The organism is Halobacillus sp. ABA4_118 (assembly GCF_056160205.1).
This window is the reverse complement of record NZ_JBSWWS010000001.1, coordinates 2,066,277-2,086,658: the sequence shown is the minus strand read 5'-3', so window position 1 is coordinate 2,086,658 and position 20,382 is coordinate 2,066,277. Positions and strand designations below refer to the sequence as shown.

Here is a 20,382-nt window from a genome sequence, read left to right as displayed (position 1 = left end):
TTTAGTTAACTTATCATCCTTAATATGGTATCTTTAGTTTGAGCCATCTGAAGTAGAGATATAAAAGAACATAAGAGACGAACGTTTGTATAGGTATAGGTGGCGGAGGCTCCAGCATTCAGCTGGGGCTTACTTATGGGTTTAGCAGCCCCAGCCAAAAAACCGCAGATCCAGAGGATCTGCGGTTTTTTATATCGTTCCATTATCTACATGTATACCTGTTCCCGTGATCGAAGAGGACTGGTCGGATAAAAGAAAAAGAACGGTGCGTACGACACTGGCAATCCCGGTTTCCTTCTTCATCGCATTTCGTTTGTAAATTCTCTCCTTCTGTTCCTCCGTTAAAGTCGCACTCATGGCCGTATCCATAAATCCAGGGATCACACAGTTGGAACGGATGCCCCGTGCCCCCCATTCCCGCGCCGTATTTTTCGAGAACGCTTCGATGGCCCCTTTTGTAGATGCGTACATGCTTAATCCTTTGTATCCGGTGTGGGCACTGATGGAGGAAATGTGAACGATCGATCCTTCCGTTTTGTTCAACAGCATATCCCGGATCACATATTTAGTCAGGTGCATGGGACTCAGTACGTTGATTCGGAACATCTTCTCAAGCGGATCGACACGGAGATTGGAAATAATGTCATCATAGGCAGTGGCGGAATTGTTCACAAACCCATGAATGACCCCGAGCGGTTTCAGCTGCTGCAGGTATAACGATTTGATCCCTTCCACGTTTTCTAAATCGTAGGTAAGGTGGACAAAACGCTCCCCTCCCAGCTGTTTCAGATCTTCGACTTCGGCCCCTTTCGACCGGCTGATGCCGATGACCCCATACGTTCCTTCCATTAAAATTTCTCTGGCAACAGCCTTTCCCACGCCTCTGGATTCACCGGTGACAATGACCCACTTCATTCTCTGACCTTCTTTCCTGTGCGCGTTTTCGGAATGGCTTCGACAAACGCAAGAATCCTCGGTACTTTCCACGGCTGCAGGATGCGTGAGGCGTGCTCCCGGACCGCTTTCTTCACTTGATCCTCTTCGGCGTCTGCCGCCTTTACGATATCAGCGGTAAGCAGGTTTCCTGTTACACTATTTTTCTTCCCTTTCACCAATGCATCCTCTACTCCCGGGACCGCTGTCAGCACAGCTTCGACTTCCAACGGATTCACCCTGTACCCCCCGACATTAATAAAATCAGAATTCCTGGATACAAAAACAAATTGATCTGCCCCGACCTCCTGTACAACATCTCCGGTATTCAACCATTCGCCGCCGACTTCTGCGTTTTCCAATGTACCGACCAGCGACTGATGGATGAGCAGTTCCTGGTTTTCATTGATTTTCACTAAGTCTTTTATGGAGGAGGATATAGTAAAGGTGCGGCCGTTTCCAGCAAATACACTTCCTGCTTCTGTCGAGGCATACACATTCCTGATCCGGGCATGCGGGAAAACCTGCTTCATCCTCTCCGACAATCGTTCATCAAACCCTTCGCCGCCAAATGTGATCCGCCTGACGGACGGATAGGTCTTCGACTGAAGCCTGGGGAATATATTGCGATAGTAGGTAGCTGTGGCGGACAGATGCGTCATTTGATATGGCTCAATCAAATCAGGCAGCCGTTTCTGCTCTTCATTGAACACATAGATCATCGGATTTTTATTGCAGAAGGCTTGAAAAAAGACCTGCAGACCGGCCATGTGTGTAGGGTTATAGGCAAACCCCCACACATGGTCCTCCCAGTGACTGCCGGTTTTCACCTGCCGTGTTAACGACTCATACCGATGAGTGACTTTTTTCGGCCGGCCGGTTGTTCCTGATGTATACAAGGACAAGGTCCAGTTTTTTGGGTGAAGACGGGTCGTTACGTCCTCATGAGACGGAGGATGCTCAGGAAGACTTTCCATTAAAGCCGGCTGGAGGTCAGAGGTTTGGATTCCCATTTTTTTCAATTCTTCATCAGAAAAATCTCCGTCCAACAGCTCTACCGGATAATCGAGCCACAGACTATGGACAATCGCTGCGAAAATCTGATACGGTTCGTTCCCTTTCACAAAAATTCTGGAACACGCCATTTTCCTGCTGCCCACATCCTTAAGGAGCTCCTCGTACGTATACTGATGTCCTTTGGAAGCGAGAAAAAGATGCTTCATGGACGCTGGTGCCCTTCGATTTTCCTGATGACGTCTCCAACCGTTTCAACAAGGCCATCCTCAAAGATATCTACGTCGAATTCACTCTCCACCCGGACTGTCAATTCAGCGAGCATCAAGGAGTCCATGTTCAAATCATCCCTGAGATGCTGACCGGCATCCAGTCGTTTCAACGGTGGCAGGCCATTATCTTTACGCATGTCATTAACAATCACAATCAATTGATCCTCCACGTTTCCTCCTCCTCCTTGTCAAAAGGGTGCGGTATATTTCTTAAATAGACGGCTCTTCTTCTCCCAGTCGGATTTATGAAGCTCCATCAGGTGGACGTCATGGCTTTTCCCATGCTTGATCACGTGATTTTTACGAGTGCCGACCATACGAAATCCATGGAAGGTATTGAGCTTCACCACCTTGTCGTTCCCCTCCATCACCTCTGCTGTCAGCTTATTCAAAGAAAGATTGCTGAAAACGTGGTTATATAGATAGAGAGGAAGGATTCCACCATAAATCCGGTATTTTTCCTCACCTATGTAATAACCGAAAACGGCCCGTTTATGGACAGGGTGGATGTCACTTAGAGAAAGCACACCGACAGGCACCGCATCGATCACAGCCACCCAGTAGAGGTCCGTGTCGGATTGGGAGACCGATTCGAACCAGGCCTGATGTCTGCTTCGGTCCGCCTCTATATCTGTATACATGTACCGTGTGACGAAGGAGGAGGTTCTCCACTGTAACACCAGATCGAGATGGGATTCTTTCAATCTCTCGAATTCAATCATCCGTCTCCTCCTTTTTCTGCTGGATATGATGGTTGATTTCCGCCCATTCGGGGTGGGCGTCCAACAAGGCGAGCGCATCCTCCAAAGTAAAACGGGGATTCTTTGGGTAGAGATGTTCAAGGATCTTTGCAACCAGCTGAAAATCTTCTATGGTGTCCACCGTCCATCGGTGTCTGCTTTCATCTCTCTTATACAAGAGGTGATTGTGTTTGAACGGGCGGGTATCGCGGATCATTTTTGTTGTCACATGCTCGCGTGTGCAGCTGTCATCTGCGATCAAGTGAGAATGATAGAGAGCTTCGAATGTAAATACTTCGATATCCATCCCTCTTGGATACGTCCGGAATTTTGTATTGGATACATACGGATACTTCGGATAGTGATGGAGGAAGAGAGCGGTAACCTCATCAACAACGGCAGGGTCCATCAGCGGACAGTCCCCGGTAAGCCGGATCACGACGTCTGCCTGATAGTGGGAGGCCGTCAAATAAAAGCGTTCCAATACATCCTTTTCCGATCCTCTGAAACAGGCCGTTCCAAGCTGGCTGCACAAGTGTTCAATCGGGTCATCACCAGGTTGAACCGTCGTACTCACGACGAGCTGATCGATAGAGGATGCCCGTTGGACACGTTCAATCTGGTACTGCAGGAGAGGTTTTCCTGCTGCCATTTTCAGCACTTTCCCAGGCAGTCGTGTGGAGCCCATTCTCGCTTGGATGACCGCTACAACGTTCATACATCATTCCGCCTTCCCGTAAGCATATCCCAGCTCAACGGAGTGCCTTTGGAGATGGCAAACGGCGCCTGCTTCCCAAGGAAGACGCTTTTGTACTTCGGGAGCAGGCCGTAGCCCGGACGGACCGCTCGAATATTCTCGTCTGTAAAAGTCTCCCCTTCCTTTACATCCTTCGAAATGTAAAGAGACCTCCGGTAATTTCTCGCTCTTTCGTCTTCCAGCGTATCCCCGTACGAAATCCTCCCCATCGCCCGCCACACGTTTTTCGATTCTAGTACCAGCTGTTTCATTTCTGAGGGCTCCAGAGAAAAAGAAGCATCCACGCCTCCTTCAGACCGATTCAGCACGAAATGCTTTTCAATGACGGCCGCCCCCAGGGCCACACTTCCAACGGCCGCACCGATGCCGAGCGTGTGGTCGGAGAGGCCGACAGGGCAGGAAAATGTCTGCGCCATATGCGGAATCGTGCTGATGTTCGAGTGACCGGGAGGTGCCGGATAAGTACTTGTGCACTTCAGCAGGACAAACTGGCTGCCTCCACTGCCCCTCACCGTTTTCACTATATCCTCCACCTCACTTAAGGACGCCATTCCGGTCGAGATGATGACCGGTTTCCCTGTTTTCACGACTTTTTCAATTAAAGAGAGATCTGTATTTTCAAAGGAGGATATCTTATATAACGGAACGTGACACGCTTCCAGGAAATCGACTGCCGATTCATCAAAAGGAGTGCTGAAACCAATAATCCCCGCTTTCCGGCATCTGCTGAACACCTTCTCATGCCATTCCCACGGGGTTTTCGCTTCCTCATACAAGTCATAAAGCTTTTTTCCATCCCATTGGCTTTGTTTGTCCTTAATCGTAAAATCCGGCCGGCTGCTGGAGAGCGTCATCGTCTCCGGTTTATACGTTTGTATTTTCAAAGCATCCACCCCGCATGCGGCGGCATGGTCGACCATGGTAAGGGCTTTTGCCAGCGATTGATTATGATTGCCTGACATCTCCGCAATGATGAACGGTGGATGGCCGCTCCCGATGCGACGGCCTTGAATGCTGAATTCCATGGGGGAACCTTATCCCTTCTTCCTCCCCGGTATGTCAGGAGAGTTATTCCAGTTCATTAAACAAGCCGCCACACGTCCTGGGCGGTACCCATCCATGATTTGAGAAAATCGACCGGCCATTTCCCGGGCGGCGGCTGGGTTGCAGACAAGCTTTTCAACAGCCCTTTTCAACCGGTCCACCGGCACATCCACAGCCTTTCCCACATAGAAAACGGCTTTTCTCTCTTTCAGAGCAGCGATGGTGGCGGCCTGATTGGCAGCTGTTTGAATGACAATCACTGGAAGATTCATATAGCAGCACTCCCAGATGGATGAGCCGCCAGCTCCTATGACGAGGTCAGCCTCTTCCATCAGCCGTGCCATTTGACTGGTCTGTACGTGCAGGGTCATGTGTGGAAACCGGGACACGTACCTCCGAATGACCTCCACCTTCTCGTTCGCTCCACCGACAACGATGGTCACAGTCAGATCTGTCATATGCTGGACAGCTTCAATCGCTTTCAACGTCTGACCGGAAGGATCGCTGCCTCCGAAGCTGATGAGAAGATGATGGATGTTTCCACTCTGCTCCTTACCTGCCTGGAGAAATTCCTTTCTTAAAAGAAGATAGTCCGGTCCCAGAAGACGGACAGCTGACGAAGGGATCAAATGGGTATACCGTTCATGAAGATTGCTGCAGATATTTTGGTCCAGCAGCACGTCACAGGCATGACGCCGGTCAGCCAGATCATCAATGACCATCAGTCCTTTCACCAACGGCCGCACCTCTTCCTCCCATCCGGCGTCCAGTTGATAATGGTCAACAATCAGCCAGTCGATGGGTCCCCATGATTGAAGCAGCTCTTTCGTCTGGTCCGCATCCTTTTTATAAGAAAATTCTCCGCTGTCCTCAAGCCTATACACAGAAAAAGACTGGTTCACAGCCACCTGCACAAGACTTTCCGGACAGCTTCGGCATATAAAAAATACATGGGCTCCAAGGTCACGAAGATCTTGGGCCAAAGTCAGACAGCGCATCATATGCCCGGTCCCCCACTGGACCGATGCGTCGACACGGATGGCTGCTCTCATGAGCCGGCCCCATCCCGGTAATAATTCAAAACCTTCCGGACTGCTTCGATCACATCATCCAGGTCCTGTTGGTCCATGGCAGGAAAAAGCGGGAGGGTGAGGAATTGCTGATACAGCTTTTCTGCGGTTGGGCAGCTGACCTGATCAAAGCCGTTTTCCTGATAGTACGGCTGTTCATATACAGGCATGTAATGGACGTTTACCCCGATGTTCTCCGCTGTCAATGCCTCAAAAATCTCTTTCCGACGGCCGATCATCTCCTCATCAAGCTTAAGAATATACAAATGCCAGCTCGAACGCCGGTCCTGTTCCTGGTAAGGGATCGTTACACCCTTCACGGTCCTGAAGGCGTTGTTGTAATAATCCGCATAAGCTTCCCTCATGGATGTGAACGTATCCAGCCGGTCCAGCTGGCTTTCCCCAAGAGCGGCCTGCAGATCGGTCATCCGATAGTTGAATCCGAGAAACTGCATCTCATATTCCCACGGATCGCGTGTTTGTATAAAATCAGGTGCATGCTTCGTAATGCCATGGGTACGGAATTGAAGAAGCGTTTTGTACCAGCTTTCCTCATTCGTCGTAATGATGCCGCCTTCTCCGGTGGTCACTGGTTTCACGGGATGAAAGCTGAACATCGTCATATCACTGAGAGCACCGACTTTCTGTGTGTGATAGGAAGCCCCGAGAGCATGAGCGGCGTCTTCGATGATGAGCAGATTGTATTTGTCCGCCACTTTTCTGATGGCCTCATAATCAGCCGGCTGTCCGGTGAAATCTACAGGAATGACCGCTTTCGTCCGCTCGGTAACAGCGGCTTCGATACTTTCCGGTGTAATTAAATACGTGCGGGGGTCTACATCTGCAAAAACCGGCGTGCCTCCGCAGTACAAGACACAGTTGGCACTGGCGGCAAAGGTGAGAGGGGAGGTGATGACTTCGTCCCCCTTCCCGATGCCGGCAGTAAAACAGGCGGCATGCAGCGCTGCCGTTCCACTTGAAAAGGAAACAGCATACGCCGCCCCTGTATAAGCAGCTGTTTTTCTCTCAAAACTGGCTACGGCAGGTCCTGTCGTTAAATAGGGACTGTTCAAAACCCGTTCAACGGCTGCTTTATCTTCCTTGGAAATCCACTGTCTTCCATAAGGGAGAAACGAATCACGTACAGGCTTTCCTCCAAATACAGCAAGCTTGCCTCCCACCTGCCCAGCTCCTTTACATACGGTTGGATTTGATCCATTCCTCTGTCCGCCGGATTCCCTCCTCTAAATCTACTTCAGGTTCCCAGCCGAGGATCTTTTTGGCTTTGGAATAATCGCACAACAGTTTGGAAATCTCACTTTGCGGGTGAATGTGCTCGATATGAGTAATGGACGTCCGGCCGTCCGCAATCAGCTCAGCCAGCTGATTGATCGACACATCGCGGCCCAGACCCGCATTCAAAATTTCCCCAAACGCCTCTTCATGGAGACCCGCCTCCACAACGAACCGCGCACAGTCCTCTGCATATAAAAGATCACGGGTCTGCTCCCCGTTTCCATAAATCTGGATCGGATCTTTATTCAGCTTTTTCTTTATGAAAATAGGAACCACACCACCCTCTCCTCCTGTCTTTTGAAAAGGACCATACGTGTTGAAAGGGCGTACGATCGTGACAGGCATCTGATAGGCATGAAAGTAGGACAGCACCATATTTTCTGCTGCAATTTTTGAACCGGCATAGGGAGAAGCTGGTTTGACAGGGTCCTTTTCGGTAATCCCCTGGGGATTGGATGCTTGATCATAAACCATACACGTGCTCATGAACACAAGTCTTACCTTGTGCTTTCTGCAGCTTTCCAGCAAATGAAAGGCCGCAACCGTATCGTTATAGAATGTGGTCTGCGGATCATCAATGCTGTCCTGGACATTGATACTTGCCGCTAGATGGTAGCAGATATCCACAGAATCGTTGACGACCTGTTCGATGACATCTTCTTTACGTATATCATCATGATAAAAAGCTTTAAAACGTTTATGCGAAAGAAACTCCTCGATGTTTCCGACGTCCCCATTCGACAAATTATCAACGACGCAGACGTTATGCTGGTCTTCCAGTAATTTCTTCACGACCCATCGACCAATAAACCCTGCTCCACCTGTAACAAGTACGTTCAGAAAGCTCCCTCCTCTTTTAAAAACGGCATTCCTATATACATATATTGCTAGGTGCCGTTATGTATGAAAAAAATCACAGGGCATCACTTCTTCAGAAGCCCTGTGACAAAGGATGAAAGCCGCCCCTCCGCCCCGTTCCCAAGCGGATAGGTACGTTGTGTGAATGACTGCATCAAGGACTGATCGTGTGCAGATACCCTGCCGTCTTTAAGGAAAGTATTGACCAAGCCCGCAAGCCGGACAGGGTCATCCTGTTTCAAACGTCCCAATGAATCAAAATATCCGCTGTATCCATAAAAATTATTATTCAGGATAAATACAGGCTTACCGGCCATCAAGCCTTCAAGCCCGGCGGTTGAGTGGTAACTGACGACCGCATCAGACAGCTGGATCAAGTCACTTAACGGCTGGTTCCTGGAATGGAAGGTGGACGGGAATTTTTTTGTTAAGTAATGGGGCGTGTGGTCAGGGAAATCTTTGATGATGAGATTCACCGGATTTGACAGGGGAAGGGATTTCAAAAATGACTCCCATTTTTTCATTTGATAGTTGCTCCGTACAACAATGAGAAGGTTTTTCTTATGAATGGGAAGCCCTATATTCTGTTTGATTCCTACTTTGTTGATCTGAGCCGCCTTGTACACTTCATCAAAACGCGGGTGTCCCATCACAACGATCTTCTTCTCCGGAACCCCCCGGGATAGGAACCATTGCTTCTCATAATGTCCAAAGACAAGCTTATAATCAGTGACGCACGGAAGATAGCCGAATGCATCGGAAATGATGCCGTGCTGCAGGGCGGCTACAGGTATCTGATAAGCAGCTCCTAAAATAGAAAAGATCCGCGACTCCATATATTGCGAATACGGGACGATGACACACCCTACCCCTTCCCGCTGCAGTAATGCCCCGATCTGTTCCACTCGATGAACGACCTGGTCAATCTGATTCATCAATGCTTTTTCAAAGTAAGGAACGGCATACACCGGGTGGCCGGCCGCTTTCTTACGGGCAAGGATCACTTTCGCTTCTTTTTGAAGACGCAGCACTTCTTTATGGACATTCACCTTATATTCGTCAAAGTAACGAGGAGGAAGGACGCTCGCTGCTCTTTTTTTCATACCGGACGGCCTCTTCACTAACACCGTTTCACCCAGCGACCTAACCTTCGGCTTTTTCTCCCCTTTCTTCCGGCCGTTTTCCCGATCGACGATGTACAGCGTTTCAAAGGTCCGGTTCAGTCTCAATAAAGTGGCAGTTGGAAGCCTGAGAAGCCCATACCCGTCATACAACACGAGCTTCTTTTTCACTGCCTGATTCCTTTTCTTTTGAAACCTCGCTTTGTACTCGTCAAAACGCTGCTGAACGACTCGTACATCCGTGACATGGTTACGAACAAAAGAAACCCACCCCTTCTGCTGGTAGATTTCCATCAGTCCTTTATTGCTCTGGATCAGCCCTCTGTAGTAACAAAGGTAGGAGATGCTGTGCCCTTTATAATGGAGGGATTGAAAATCATCCAGAAAGTCCAGGTACACGGACCAGTATTTTTGTTCAATGATATCCATGGCCGCTTTCCTTCCTAAATTAAATTCTGCTTCTGCACAATCCGGCGCAGCTCTTCTTTGGAGACCGGTTTCTGATCGCTTGAGCTGTACGTTCCCACTTGAGTTCTGACAGCATCCGGATAGGAGGTCCGTTTATCCCCCGGGATGACGTACATATCTTCAAATTCCCAGGCTGTCGTCGATTCTTCAAAGGTCATCAGTTCTTCGTACATTTTTTCTCCAACTCTTAACCCTATCTCCTGAACTGTGATTTCATGTGTATCCAAGCCATAGGCAAGACATACTTCCTCCCGGACCACTTCAATGAGGTCCTGCAGGGAAATGACCGGCATTTTCAAGACGAAAATTTCTCCCCCCTGTGCTCTCGTCAGTGAGCGGATCGTTAAGGAAGCGGCTTCGTCAATCGTCATCATGAACCGCGACATCCGATCATCCGTCACGGTAATCCGCTTCTTCTCTACCATCTGCTTAACAAACAGTGGAATGACAGACCCTCTGGACCCCATGACATTTCCGAAACGCACACTGGCAAAAATTGTACCTTCTTCTGATTTGTGCTGTTCGGAGGATAAAAGAAGTCGTTCAGCAATCAGCTTGGAGGCTCCATACGTATTCGTCGGAGAAATCGCTTTATCTGTACTCGTGAACACAACCTTTTTGACACCACGGGCCTTTGCTGCCCGCACCACGTGCCGTGTTCCTGCTATGTTGGTAAGCACCGCTTCATACGGGTTGTTTTCACAAAAAGGAACATGCTTCATAGCGGCCAGGTGAAACACGTAATCTACGTTTTCCATTGCATCATAGACTGTTTCGTAATGACGGATGTCTCCTAGAATAAAATGCACCCGCGGATCGGACTTCAATTCTTTTTCCAATTGATACTGCTTATATTCATCACGGCTCAACACCTTGATATACTTGGGGGATTCATTCAAAAGGGCAGCCACAATCCGCTTTCCAATTGTGCCCGTCCCACCAATTACCAGAATGCCCTTATTTTTATAAAACACTCTCTTTCTCCTTCCCTCATATCTTTCTACCTGATCATGCTTATGTATATGCTATTTTTATAGAAAGGTGAAAATAATAGATAGAAACCCAGCCAGGAGCCGGCTCCGGTCCCTGGTTACAGGCTTTCAAGCAGATATAACCGATCCGATAAAGGGTGGATACGATAAGGAAGGTTTTTATTGGAAATCTTATTCAGAAGGGAATAAAAGTGTACGATTTCTTCTGTCGATAAAGATGGAAAGAACCGTTTCATTTTTTCCCGCCGGTCTTTTACGAAACGCAGTTTTTTTAAAGAGGGGACAGGGGCAGGGGGGACCTGTTGGTTGTTCAACACGTTCAGAATGGCCGTGCAGGCGGACGGGATGGCCGGATGACTGTAATAATGAAAGAACTGATCAGGAAGTTCAGGCTTTTCAGCATGCTGCAGGATTTGAAAGACTTCGTTCTCGGTGAACGCTTGGATACTCAGCCTGTCGGGAAAGTCCAACATGCCGGAGGAGTGAATCACAGGCTGGTAGGCGATGACCGGTTTTCTCAGCACAACCCCTTCAATTCCGGTTGTACAGCCGTTATGAATGACAGCATCCGCCCCGAGAATCCAATGAATCACACTACGCTCCCTATGGATGTGGATGTTACGGAACCCTTTAAACGCCTCCTTATAAACGTCGAGGCTTTCCCCGGGATGCGGACGGAATATGATGTTTTTTCCCGGATAGACCCGGCTCAGCGTCTGAGCGAGCTGGATAAAAGCATGGCAGAGCCTTTTTATTTTCTCCATTTCCGGCAGATGGACGTTATCTCTCACCCCGCCGATCGGATTATAAAACGTAAACCGGGTATTCATGAGGATATAAGAGCCGAAATCCGCCTGTATGACTTCTACATCCGAGGCGTACAGCTCTTTATAGATGTCATTCAGCAGGTCGAATCTGGGATTTCCGGTAATGGTACAGTTCTTTTCCATATGAGGATAAGCTTTTGTCAGGATGTTTTTTTGATGCTCCCCCCAGCAGCACACGTGGGAGAGTCCGCGAATATGCTCCTTCCTCATCCGCCGGCTGATGTATTTCGGAGCGTCGGGAATGAAAAAACCCTCTTCATCCAGTTCTACAATCTTATGATGACATCTCCCTATGTTTTCCACTACTCTTCTGCCGTACCCTTTCGAATAACCCTTGGCCAGGAAAATACCAAGCGGCAGCTTTTCTGCTGCCTGTTCCACCATCTGATGCTCTCCAATCACGACGTGATACCCCTGACTTATGGCATGAAACGCAAGCAGTAACTTCGCATCCAGCTCTCTCACTTTCGTTTCAATCGGAAGATACAGCCACTTACGACTTCCGCTTTTCATTTCGTTGACCTCCTGCAAGACCTGCGAATAAAACATACGTATGTGCCCCGTTCGATTCCTATGCTGAAAAAAAGACCCCGGAAAACATCTCTCCAGGGTCCGTAATTCATTCATATTCTTTTTCAATCGTCTTCGTACTTCTGACGGTATCAATCGGGCGCACGTAATTTTCGATCTCCTCACGCTTCGGCACCAGCTTCGGCGGGAGGGAGAGCATTTCACCGAGGGTTTCATACGGCTCATCCCCCATAAATCCAGGTCCGTCGGTCGCAAACTCAAACAAAATCTGAGGCGCTACTTTCGCATAGAGAGAACCGAAATAATGGCGGTCGACAAAACCGGACGTGCGGAAACCGAATTTCGGAAGGTGATCAATCCATTCCTGGAGGGCCCCACGGTCATGGACGCGGAAAGCAGCGTGGTGTACCGTACCATACCCCTGACGCGCATCTGGAAGGACAGCGTTGTATTCAACAATGACCGCAGCTCCGTTTCCACCTTCTCCGACTTCGAACCTCGTAAAGGCTCCTTCTTCAGCGGTTTGACGGAAATTCATCACTTTCTGCAGCATGTCCTTGAAGTAATCCGCCTTATCTACGCGGACATACAACGGCCCTAATCCAGTGATGGCATATTCGTTCGGTACAGGCCCGGCCTGCCAAGGAATTCCGGCAGACACACCATTGTCTTTTTCATCAGAAATCAATTCATACGACTGGTCGTCAAAGTCGACAAACGGAAGAACCTTGTTCCCAAAACGTTCCTGAATGCCCTTGTGCTTCACATCCAGCCGCTCAAAGCGTTTAACCCAGTAGTCCAGAGCCTCATCATTCGGTACCCGGAACGACGTTGTGGAAATTTCATTCGTCCCGTGGGACCCTTTCGGAATGCCTGGGAAATCGAAAAACGTCATATCCGTACCGGGATTCCCCCGATCGTCTGCAAAGAACAAGTGGTACGTTTCAATATCATCCTGGTTGACAGTCTTTTTCACGAGGCGCATCCCAAGTACATAAGTGAAGAATTCGTAGTTTTTTTCCGCACTGCTCGTAATCGCGGTGACATGGTGAATCCCTTTCAGTTCGTTCATGTCCATTCCTCCATTTATTTGTTCATCCTTTTGATATTATCTCAGTTTCAAGATAAATATACCGTCCTCATCTAAAAATGTCAACTCCGCTGTTCTCAGCTCATTTGTCCTGCTCATAAAATAAGATATAGAAAGTTATGGAAAACTATTGACTTTAAGTGGGAAATTGGATAATTTATAAACCTTAGTAATTTTATCAGTTTTATAGGATAAACAATTAAAGGAGGTCTTTTTTTATGGAAACATTTCTTGTTCTTTTGAACATTGTACTTATTTCAGCTCTTATATTCGTATTGATCCGCATGCAGCAGAAACACGTCTCTTTCAGTAAGCGTGTGTTCACCGGTCTTGGTCTCGGCGTGCTGCTTGGGGTTTATCTGCAGACCGTATTCGGCGCAGACTCTGCCATAACCGCCCAGACGACAGACTGGTATAACATCGCCGGACGCGGCTATGTGCGTCTCCTGATGATGATAGTCATCCCATTGATTATGGTTTCGATCATCCAGTCCATTATCAATTTGGAGAAAACATCGGAGCTCGGACGCATTTCTCTCTGGATTATCGGAATATTAGTCGGAACAACAGCCATCGCCGCACTTGTCGGGATCGGCAGCTCCTTTGTCTTCGATTTGAACGCCAGTGAAATTGAGGCCGGCCAGGCCGAGTCCGACCGGGGAATATACTTGGAAGAAACGCTCACAGAGGTCCAGGACTTGTCCACACCGGAAAAAATTCTCGAATTCATCCCGGCCAACCCTTTCCTTGATATGACCGGTGACCGTGCCACGTCCACCATCGCCGTCGTGATTTTCTCTGCGATTGTTGGTATCGCTGTTCTCGGCGTACGCCGCAAGCAGCCCGAACATGCCAAAACATTCATTAACATCATCAACGCTTTTTATGCGGTCGTCATGCGGATTGTTACCCTCGTTCTACGCCTGACACCCATTGGTATTCTTGGTTTAATGGCGACAACGGTCGCCCAGACCAATATCGCCGGTATTTTAGAGCTTGGTAAATTCGTCCTTGCCTCCTATGCCGCCCTTGCTGTCATGTTTATCATTCATCTTGTTCTGATTGGAGCGTTTGGATTGAACCCGTTCACGTACTTGAAAAAAGTGCTGCCGGTCCTCACCTTTGCTTTCACGTCCAGATCCAGTGCCGGAACGATTCCATTAAATATATCAGCCCAGAAAAACAGTCTTGGTGTTGATGAAGGAGTCGCCAACATGTCGGCATCCTTTGGAGCGACGATCGGGCAGAACGGCTGTGCCGGCATCTATCCTGCGATGCTTGCTGTTATGATTGCTCCTTCTGTCGGAATTGATCCGCTCAGTCCTGGATTCCTCGTGCAGCTTGTGCTGATTGTCGCCATCAGCTCCTTTGGTGTTGCAGGTGTCGGAGGCGGAGCGACCTTTGCTGCTTTGATTGTTCTTTCTTCCATGAACCTGCCTGTCGCACTTGCGGGACTGCTCATTTCTGTAGAGCCGCTGATCGACATGGGCCGGACAGCACTCAATGTCAACGGCGCTATGACATCAGGGACATTGACTTCACGTGTCTTGAAAAAGTTGAACGTCAAACGCTTCAACGATAAGGAAGCCGTTGAAAAAGATATTGCTGTTTAAACCAAAAAAGGTTCTGCTCCCAAGGGAGCAGAACCTTTTTCTTATCAACCAACGGTTTCAGGATCTAGGACAAATGGTGTTCAATCACATCCCGCACCTGTTTTCCAGTCGCATGTTTATTTACCCTCTTCATGACAAACCCCTGGACTTCCCCATAGTCAGACTCATCTTCCGCTCCGGTTTCTTCAATCGCATACTGAACAAGGAACGGAAGCTGTTGATCAGTCAAGGTATAGTCTTTCTTTTTCAAACGAAGTTGATCCAGAAGGAAACCCAGCATGTCCGCCCTGATCAAGTCCAGATCTCCTTTGCCGGCTGCCTGTCGTTTCTTTACTTTTTCATAAAGATCGATTTTCTTATCTAAATCTTTACTGGTGGTTAACGGCATATCTTTCAACTGTTGAAAAAGTTGAGCCTCCTCACTTAAGGCTGTGGGCACATTCACATCATCCACGTTGATATGTCCCCATCCACCTGTGGCCCGGTCAGTTACGCGGATCAACAGCTGCTCTCCGATAAACTCGGAGGCATCCCATTCGACACGGCGGTAGGTTTCTGCATTTCTTCCAGTGGCCTCTTTCAGCACTTGATCGTCGGAAGCCCTGACGAGTGCGACGGACAGTTCTTCGACATTTTTTCCTCCACCGATTAGAAAATCAATTTGTCCGCTCCCGGAGAGTTCAAATACTTCGGACTCCATCACACCAGTAGCTGCATCTCCGCCGGCAGCATCCAGGAATCCCCACAAGTGGAAGCGTTCGAGATCTGTGGAATCCTCCGCCTGATCAAACGGACCGCCCCATCCCCAGTCCTGTTTTGCTGTAATATGGGCATCGGAGAAAGCGTCCCCCTCCACAACATTCCATCCCGATAAATCACCATTTTGAAAGTCATGGTTCGGCAGTTCCCCATGAGGAGGTACCGTCGGCTGCTCCTTCTCATACACCGGTTCGACTTCACCAAATGCTCCGTTCAATTCCCATACGTCCATAGATACAACTTCCACTTCTCCCCCTTCACTCCAAAGTTCAATGCCGAGGGCGTCATAACTCGTTGGATAAACACGGGACGTTATACTCTTCTGCTCATTGGCATAGGCTTCAACCATGGAACGATCCAGATAAACGTGGAGATTCCAGTTCCCGTCCTCCAACAATAGCTCTCCACCTTGGATTCCCTTGCTGACATCAGGATTCAAACTGGAGTCGTTCCGGTCAATCGCAAAGTGCTCTTCTGATTGATCATAGAACAGCAGGGTTTCTTCCCCGCTTTCCTTACTCTGCCGAACCTTCAGTCCTGCTTTATCCGCCTCTTTCATATCGATCTCGAGAACAACCTCCAACAAATCTCCTTCTACATCCTCTATCTGTTCATTTGCCTGCTCCATCGACTGATTCTTCATGGAGACAAGCTGGCTGCCACGCAGCGTTTCCAGCTCTTCGATCGGTTTCAATCCAAGATCCCCCCCACGACTTAGAGAAAGTTCAACGGGAAGGCCGGCATTATGAGCCCATCCAGCATCATAATGTTCCTGCTCGCTTCGCTTATCCTGGGCGATGCTGAATAAAAGCGGTGTGCCATCCTCATCAATCATGCCGCTTGGACCTGTGAAGTGCTCTCCATAATCAAACTGCCTCGGTTCTTCATGATCCGGTACAAATTCCAGTTTGGCCGCATCCCATGTCCCCACCCAGTAGAACGTATATTTCACATTGTGAGGGCTGTAGCCGTCAAACCATGGATTGATAAAGAAAGCATACTTTTCTTTTCCTGTGTCATCTTTACCGATCGGAAGGAAGACCGGAAGTTCCCACACATCCCCGGTTTTCGGATACGTCTCCGAGTCTCCTGTGAAAAACGGTTTTTCATACGTCCAATTCTTTAAATCCTTGGACGAATACAACAAAGCCGTCCCCCCGACTTGATCAATTCCGGATCCCATTAATTGATACCATGTATCGCCGTCTTTGAAGACGAACGGATCGCGGAACTGCCCATACATGACCTCCCCGTCTTCTGCGGGCAGGTTTTCCTCCTGTACAGTGACAGGCTCATCCAGCATCCGCCAGTCTTTCAATAAGGGATCCTCTGGATTCTCACTGAAGGCAAGACCAGTCATCTGGTTCGGGAATCTGCTGTCATCACCGGCCGTGAAGAATAAGTAAGGTTCACCGTTATCCACGACAGCACTTCCGGACCAAACCCCGTCCGGGGCCACCGATCCTTTCTCCGGTGCCAGAGCCTCCGGCATTTCTTCCCAATGGACGAGATCCTCACTCACCGCGTGCCCCCAGTGAATCTGATGCCAATACGGTCCTTGAGGGTTCTTCTGATAAAAGATGTGGTATTTTCCACCAAAATAGAGCGGGGCATGCGGTTCATTCATCCAATGCTCAGGCGGCATGAAATGATACTGCGGACGATGCTGATCTCCGGCATAACGGGTACGATCCCAGTACAGCTCTGGTTTAGGAAGTTCCCCTCCCTCCATACCGCTGATCGTATCATCAAAAGATTTTTTCAGTTGTTCGGTCGTTTTAGCTCCATTGGAAATCTTCACGTCATCCATCAATCCGTGAAACATGTTGGCTTCAAAAACCCCGTTTAAGAGAGCGGCCTTGTTATGCTTTCCTATGAGTAAATCTTCTTCTGATGAGGCAAGAGAACCGGATGGCGTCGATGATTCTCCGACAAGTTCACCATTGATATAGACGCGCAGCTTCTGCTCACGACGGTCAAATACACCAGCGACATGAGACCATTGATCTTTTTCAATCATATGGTCACCGGAATCCACTTCCACCCATTCGCCTCCAATGCCTGCCTTGAAAGCCAGAACTCCGTGACGACCCATCCCGAGCACATATCCTTCCTTTTTCCCTGGATCGTGCTGATTGACGATGGCCGACACCTGATTCAGGTCCCCCCATTCATAGGATCTCGGGGCCACCCAGCCCTCAACCGTTAAAGCATCTTCGGGCTGAATTACATCCTCTGCCTTCTGCGTCACCCATGTGGAGTACCCATCAAACAACAGCGCATTGTCCTTTAACCCTTTCCGCCACAATGGGTCGGAATCTGCTTTATATTCAGCCTCATTAAATACATAATGGACGGGATCTACTTCGCTGCTGACAGCTTCTTTAGTGACAGCCCCCTGCTCCTCATCAAACGGATAGTGGACGAGTGTGCCGGTCTGGTTGACCTGGAAATGATCGACATTAATATGTCCCCACCCGCCGGTGGCGCTGTCCACAATTTTCAGGTATACTTCTTCTCCTCTATAATCGGAAGCATCCCACATAACTTCGTGATAGGCCTCGCTGTCTTCCCATTTTTCATTGGAAGCTTTAATCAATTCCTTATCATCCGAAGCTCTCACTAAGGCCACATACAGTTCATCAGGATTGTTTCCACCACCGATTAAAAAGGAGATTTCTCCTGTGCCTGACAAAGTGAAGACATTGGAATGCAGCACACCTGTCTGGTCGTCCCCATTTCCCAAAGCCCCCCACAGATGGTAATCCCCGTTATGATTAAAAGGGCCTCCCCAACCCCAATCCGTATGGTCGGTGATACTTTGATCAGTAAAGGCCTCTCCTTCCACTGCAGTCCAACCCGTAAGATCACCAGTTTCAAAGTCTCCATTAATCAGCGTGTTGGTTTCCGGACTTCCTTCATGGTAAACCTGGAAGTCATCCACATTCAGATGACCGAACCCTTCTGTATGAAAATCCACCACTTTAATATAAAGGGTTTCCCCTATATAATCGGCAGCATCCCAGGAAACACGCCGATACTTTTCATCATCTGCTCCTGTAGCTTTAAACAATTCCTTCCCATCTTCAGCACGGACAAGGGAGACATACAGCCGGTCAAGATCCTCACCACCGCCGACTAAGAAGTCCACTTTCCCCTGTCCGGACAGCGTAAAGGGAGCGGACTGAAGCGTACCTGTACGAAAGTCGGAATCCGGAACATCCTCCGAAAATCCCCACAAATGGTAGTCCCCTTCATGATCGAAGGAGTTTCCCTCCCAATACGTCTCTACTTCGGATACACCTGAGGAAAACGCGCTTCCGGCCGCTGTCCACCCGGTCAGATCCCCTGTTTCAAACCCCCCGTTTTCCAAAGTTTCCGGAGAAGAGGCCGGCACTTCGTCCAAAGCTTTTTCGGGAGGAGCTGATTTCAGAGGAGTTACACGCAGCATGGTCACCGCTGCTTCTCCGTCCCGGCTGTAAGCATGGAGTTCTGACTGGGATGTATCTCTGAAAATCTGATCGGTCCATACCGACCTTCCGTTATCTGCGAACATTTCAATCGAATTCCGGTCAACGATGATAGACAGATCCACCGTTCCATCCCCGCTTTTTATCGGTCCGTTATGAACAGCTGCGAAATGCCCAGAAAAATCACTTTCCCCTGAAGCTGTTCGGTCAAGAGCCACTTTTTCCTCTTCTGGAAATATGGAGATCACCGTTTCCTCTCCACTTTCATTCGTAAGCTTCAGTCCAAGTTCTGAAGCTGTTGTCTTTTCCATATCAAAGGATGCTTCAATTTGGATGAGATCCTCCACTTCACCAAACGATTTCTCCCCGCTCAACGTTTGTTGTTCCCACTCCTTTCCTTCCTCCTTCAACTGACCAAACTCCTCTGCCGGCTGCTGCTGGATGCTGTACTTTCCTCCTCCCTCGTCCAGGAGAGTCAACTCACGTGGAAGGGACATAGTACCCCTGGAACCGTCGGAGGGAATTTCCTGTCCATACTGCCAATTGTTCATCCATCCGATCAGCACGGTTCTGTCCTGTTCTTCAGGTAGATTGTTCCATGTGACCCCGGCATACATATCTCCCCCATAATCGAAAGGAACAGGTCCTTGTTCGGCCTGAAACTGTGAACCGTTGAATTCACCGATATAATATTCCATCCCTGAGCCGCCTGCTTCGGCACCTTCACTGATGCTGACGATCAAAGCCCATTTATACTCATTTTCCTTTCCTTCCACTGGGAGCCGGACAAGGTCCGGGCACTCCCAGACCCCTTCTCCACCGCTTGGGCGCTCGAACGTATCGACATGATCCCACGTCTTTAAATCTTTCGACTGATAGAATTCAATGGACTGCCCTCCGGAAAGAAGCATCACCCATTGTTCAGTTGCTTCATGCCAGAATACTTTTGGATCCCGGTACACATCCTTCCCCTCAGGCCTGTCAATCACAGGATTGCCCTCATACATGGTCCATGACATTCCTTTGTCATGACTGTAGGCAAGACTCTGGATCTGACCGCCCTTTTTCTCCTGCGTAAAAAGAGCGACCATCGGTGCCGTTGACCCGTTCTTAAAGCCCGAGGTATTTTGTTCATCTACAACAACACTCCCCGACCAGATGAATCCTTTCTCATCTGGAAAAAGAGCTGGAGAAAGCTCCTTCCAGTTGATGAGGTCTTCACTGACGGCATGCCCCCAATACATAGGCCCCCACACATTACCAGCAGGGTTGTGCTGATAAAACAAATGGTATTCCCCATCGTAATAGACGAGGCCATTGGGATCGTTCATCCAGTTCTCATCCGGGGAATAATGAAAAGCAGAGCGATAGGCAGACGTTTCCGCTGTCACCACCGCCGGCAACAGCACAGCCATTACGAAAAAAAAGAACAAGACAAATACAGTCTTCGGGAACCTCCAAGTCAATCGAATTCCTCCTTTACATTGTAAGCGCTGTCATTTTGTTATAAATTTTTTTCATTTATCA

Annotated in this window: 15 protein-coding genes; 1 reads left to right on the top strand and 14 read right to left on the bottom strand. The window is 48.8% G+C overall.

Annotated elements, in window-relative coordinates; all coding sequences use genetic code 11:
- Positions 1–189: 189 nt before the first annotated feature.
- The 13 genes from ACXAGL_RS10375 to ACXAGL_RS10315 all read right to left on the bottom strand — a co-directional run bounded on the left by ACXAGL_RS10375 (position 190) and on the right by ACXAGL_RS10315 (position 12,995).
- Positions 190–915 carry an SDR family NAD(P)-dependent oxidoreductase gene (locus tag ACXAGL_RS10375; RefSeq protein WP_474991096.1) on the bottom strand — a complete coding sequence of 242 codons (726 nt, stop codon included), beginning with the start codon at positions 913–915 and terminating at the stop codon, positions 190–192.
- Positions 912–2,156 (bottom strand): ANL family adenylate-forming protein, encoded by a 1,245-nt coding sequence (locus tag ACXAGL_RS10370; RefSeq protein WP_474991094.1) that lies wholly within the window; start codon positions 2,154–2,156, stop codon positions 912–914. The genes ACXAGL_RS10375 and ACXAGL_RS10370 overlap by 4 nt, the downstream gene beginning before the upstream one ends.
- Entirely contained in the window at positions 2,153–2,389 is a 237-nt protein-coding gene (locus ACXAGL_RS10365; RefSeq protein WP_474967383.1) for an acyl carrier protein, read from the bottom strand. The genes ACXAGL_RS10370 and ACXAGL_RS10365 overlap by 4 nt, the downstream gene beginning before the upstream one ends.
- Positions 2,390–2,407: 18 nt before the next feature.
- The gene (gene pseH, locus ACXAGL_RS10360) at positions 2,408–2,941 is read right to left on the bottom strand and encodes a UDP-4-amino-4,6-dideoxy-N-acetyl-beta-L-altrosamine N-acetyltransferase (RefSeq protein WP_474967382.1); all 534 of its coding nucleotides are present in this window, start codon (positions 2,939–2,941) and stop codon (positions 2,408–2,410) included.
- On the bottom strand, positions 2,934–3,677 hold the full coding sequence (locus ACXAGL_RS10355) for a cytidylyltransferase domain-containing protein (RefSeq protein ID WP_474967381.1): 744 nt from the start codon (positions 3,675–3,677) through the stop codon (positions 2,934–2,936). The genes pseH and ACXAGL_RS10355 overlap by 8 nt, the downstream gene beginning before the upstream one ends.
- Entirely contained in the window at positions 3,674–4,741 is a 1,068-nt protein-coding gene (gene pseI, locus ACXAGL_RS10350; RefSeq protein ID WP_474967380.1) for a pseudaminic acid synthase, read from the bottom strand. Before pseI ends, ACXAGL_RS10355 begins: the two co-directional genes overlap by 4 nt.
- A 9-nt stretch (positions 4,742–4,750) precedes the next feature.
- The gene (pseG, locus tag ACXAGL_RS10345) at positions 4,751–5,812 is read right to left on the bottom strand and encodes a UDP-2,4-diacetamido-2,4,6-trideoxy-beta-L-altropyranose hydrolase (protein WP_474991092.1); all 1,062 of its coding nucleotides are present in this window, start codon (positions 5,810–5,812) and stop codon (positions 4,751–4,753) included.
- Positions 5,809–7,011, bottom strand: coding sequence for a UDP-4-amino-4,6-dideoxy-N-acetyl-beta-L-altrosamine transaminase (gene pseC, locus ACXAGL_RS10340; RefSeq protein ID WP_474991090.1), 1,203 nt, complete (start codon positions 7,009–7,011; stop codon positions 5,809–5,811). Before pseC ends, pseG begins: the two co-directional genes overlap by 4 nt.
- A 13-nt stretch (positions 7,012–7,024) precedes the next feature.
- Positions 7,025–7,966 carry a dTDP-glucose 4,6-dehydratase gene (locus ACXAGL_RS10335; protein ID WP_474992358.1) on the bottom strand — a complete coding sequence of 314 codons (942 nt, stop codon included), beginning with the start codon at positions 7,964–7,966 and terminating at the stop codon, positions 7,025–7,027.
- A gap of 83 nt (positions 7,967–8,049) precedes the next feature.
- Positions 8,050–9,534, bottom strand: a complete 1,485-nt coding sequence (locus ACXAGL_RS10330) for a capsular polysaccharide export protein, LipB/KpsS family (RefSeq protein ID WP_474991088.1) — start codon at positions 9,532–9,534, stop codon at positions 8,050–8,052.
- Between the two features lie 14 nt (positions 9,535–9,548).
- The gene (locus ACXAGL_RS10325; protein ID WP_474967376.1) at positions 9,549–10,547 is read right to left on the bottom strand and encodes an SDR family NAD(P)-dependent oxidoreductase; all 999 of its coding nucleotides are present in this window, start codon (positions 10,545–10,547) and stop codon (positions 9,549–9,551) included.
- A gap of 116 nt (positions 10,548–10,663) precedes the next feature.
- Positions 10,664–11,905: a surface carbohydrate biosynthesis protein gene (locus ACXAGL_RS10320; RefSeq protein ID WP_474991086.1), complete on the bottom strand. Its 1,242-nt coding sequence runs from the start codon at positions 11,903–11,905 to the stop codon at positions 10,664–10,666.
- A gap of 106 nt (positions 11,906–12,011) precedes the next feature.
- Positions 12,012–12,995 (bottom strand): ring-cleaving dioxygenase, encoded by a 984-nt coding sequence (locus ACXAGL_RS10315; RefSeq protein WP_474991084.1) that lies wholly within the window; start codon positions 12,993–12,995, stop codon positions 12,012–12,014.
- Positions 12,996–13,231: 236 nt separating this feature from the next.
- Here ACXAGL_RS10315 and ACXAGL_RS10310 point away from each other — a divergent pair, with 236 nt between their 5' ends.
- A complete protein-coding gene (locus tag ACXAGL_RS10310) occupies positions 13,232–14,626 on the top strand; it encodes an L-cystine transporter (RefSeq protein WP_474972072.1) in 1,395 nt (464 codons plus the stop codon).
- Between the two features lie 64 nt (positions 14,627–14,690).
- On the opposite strand, the gene ACXAGL_RS10305 is transcribed toward ACXAGL_RS10310, so the two are convergent.
- Entirely contained in the window at positions 14,691–20,321 is a 5,631-nt protein-coding gene (locus ACXAGL_RS10305) for a GH32 C-terminal domain-containing protein (RefSeq protein ID WP_474991082.1), read from the bottom strand.
- Positions 20,322–20,382: the final 61 nt, after the last annotated feature.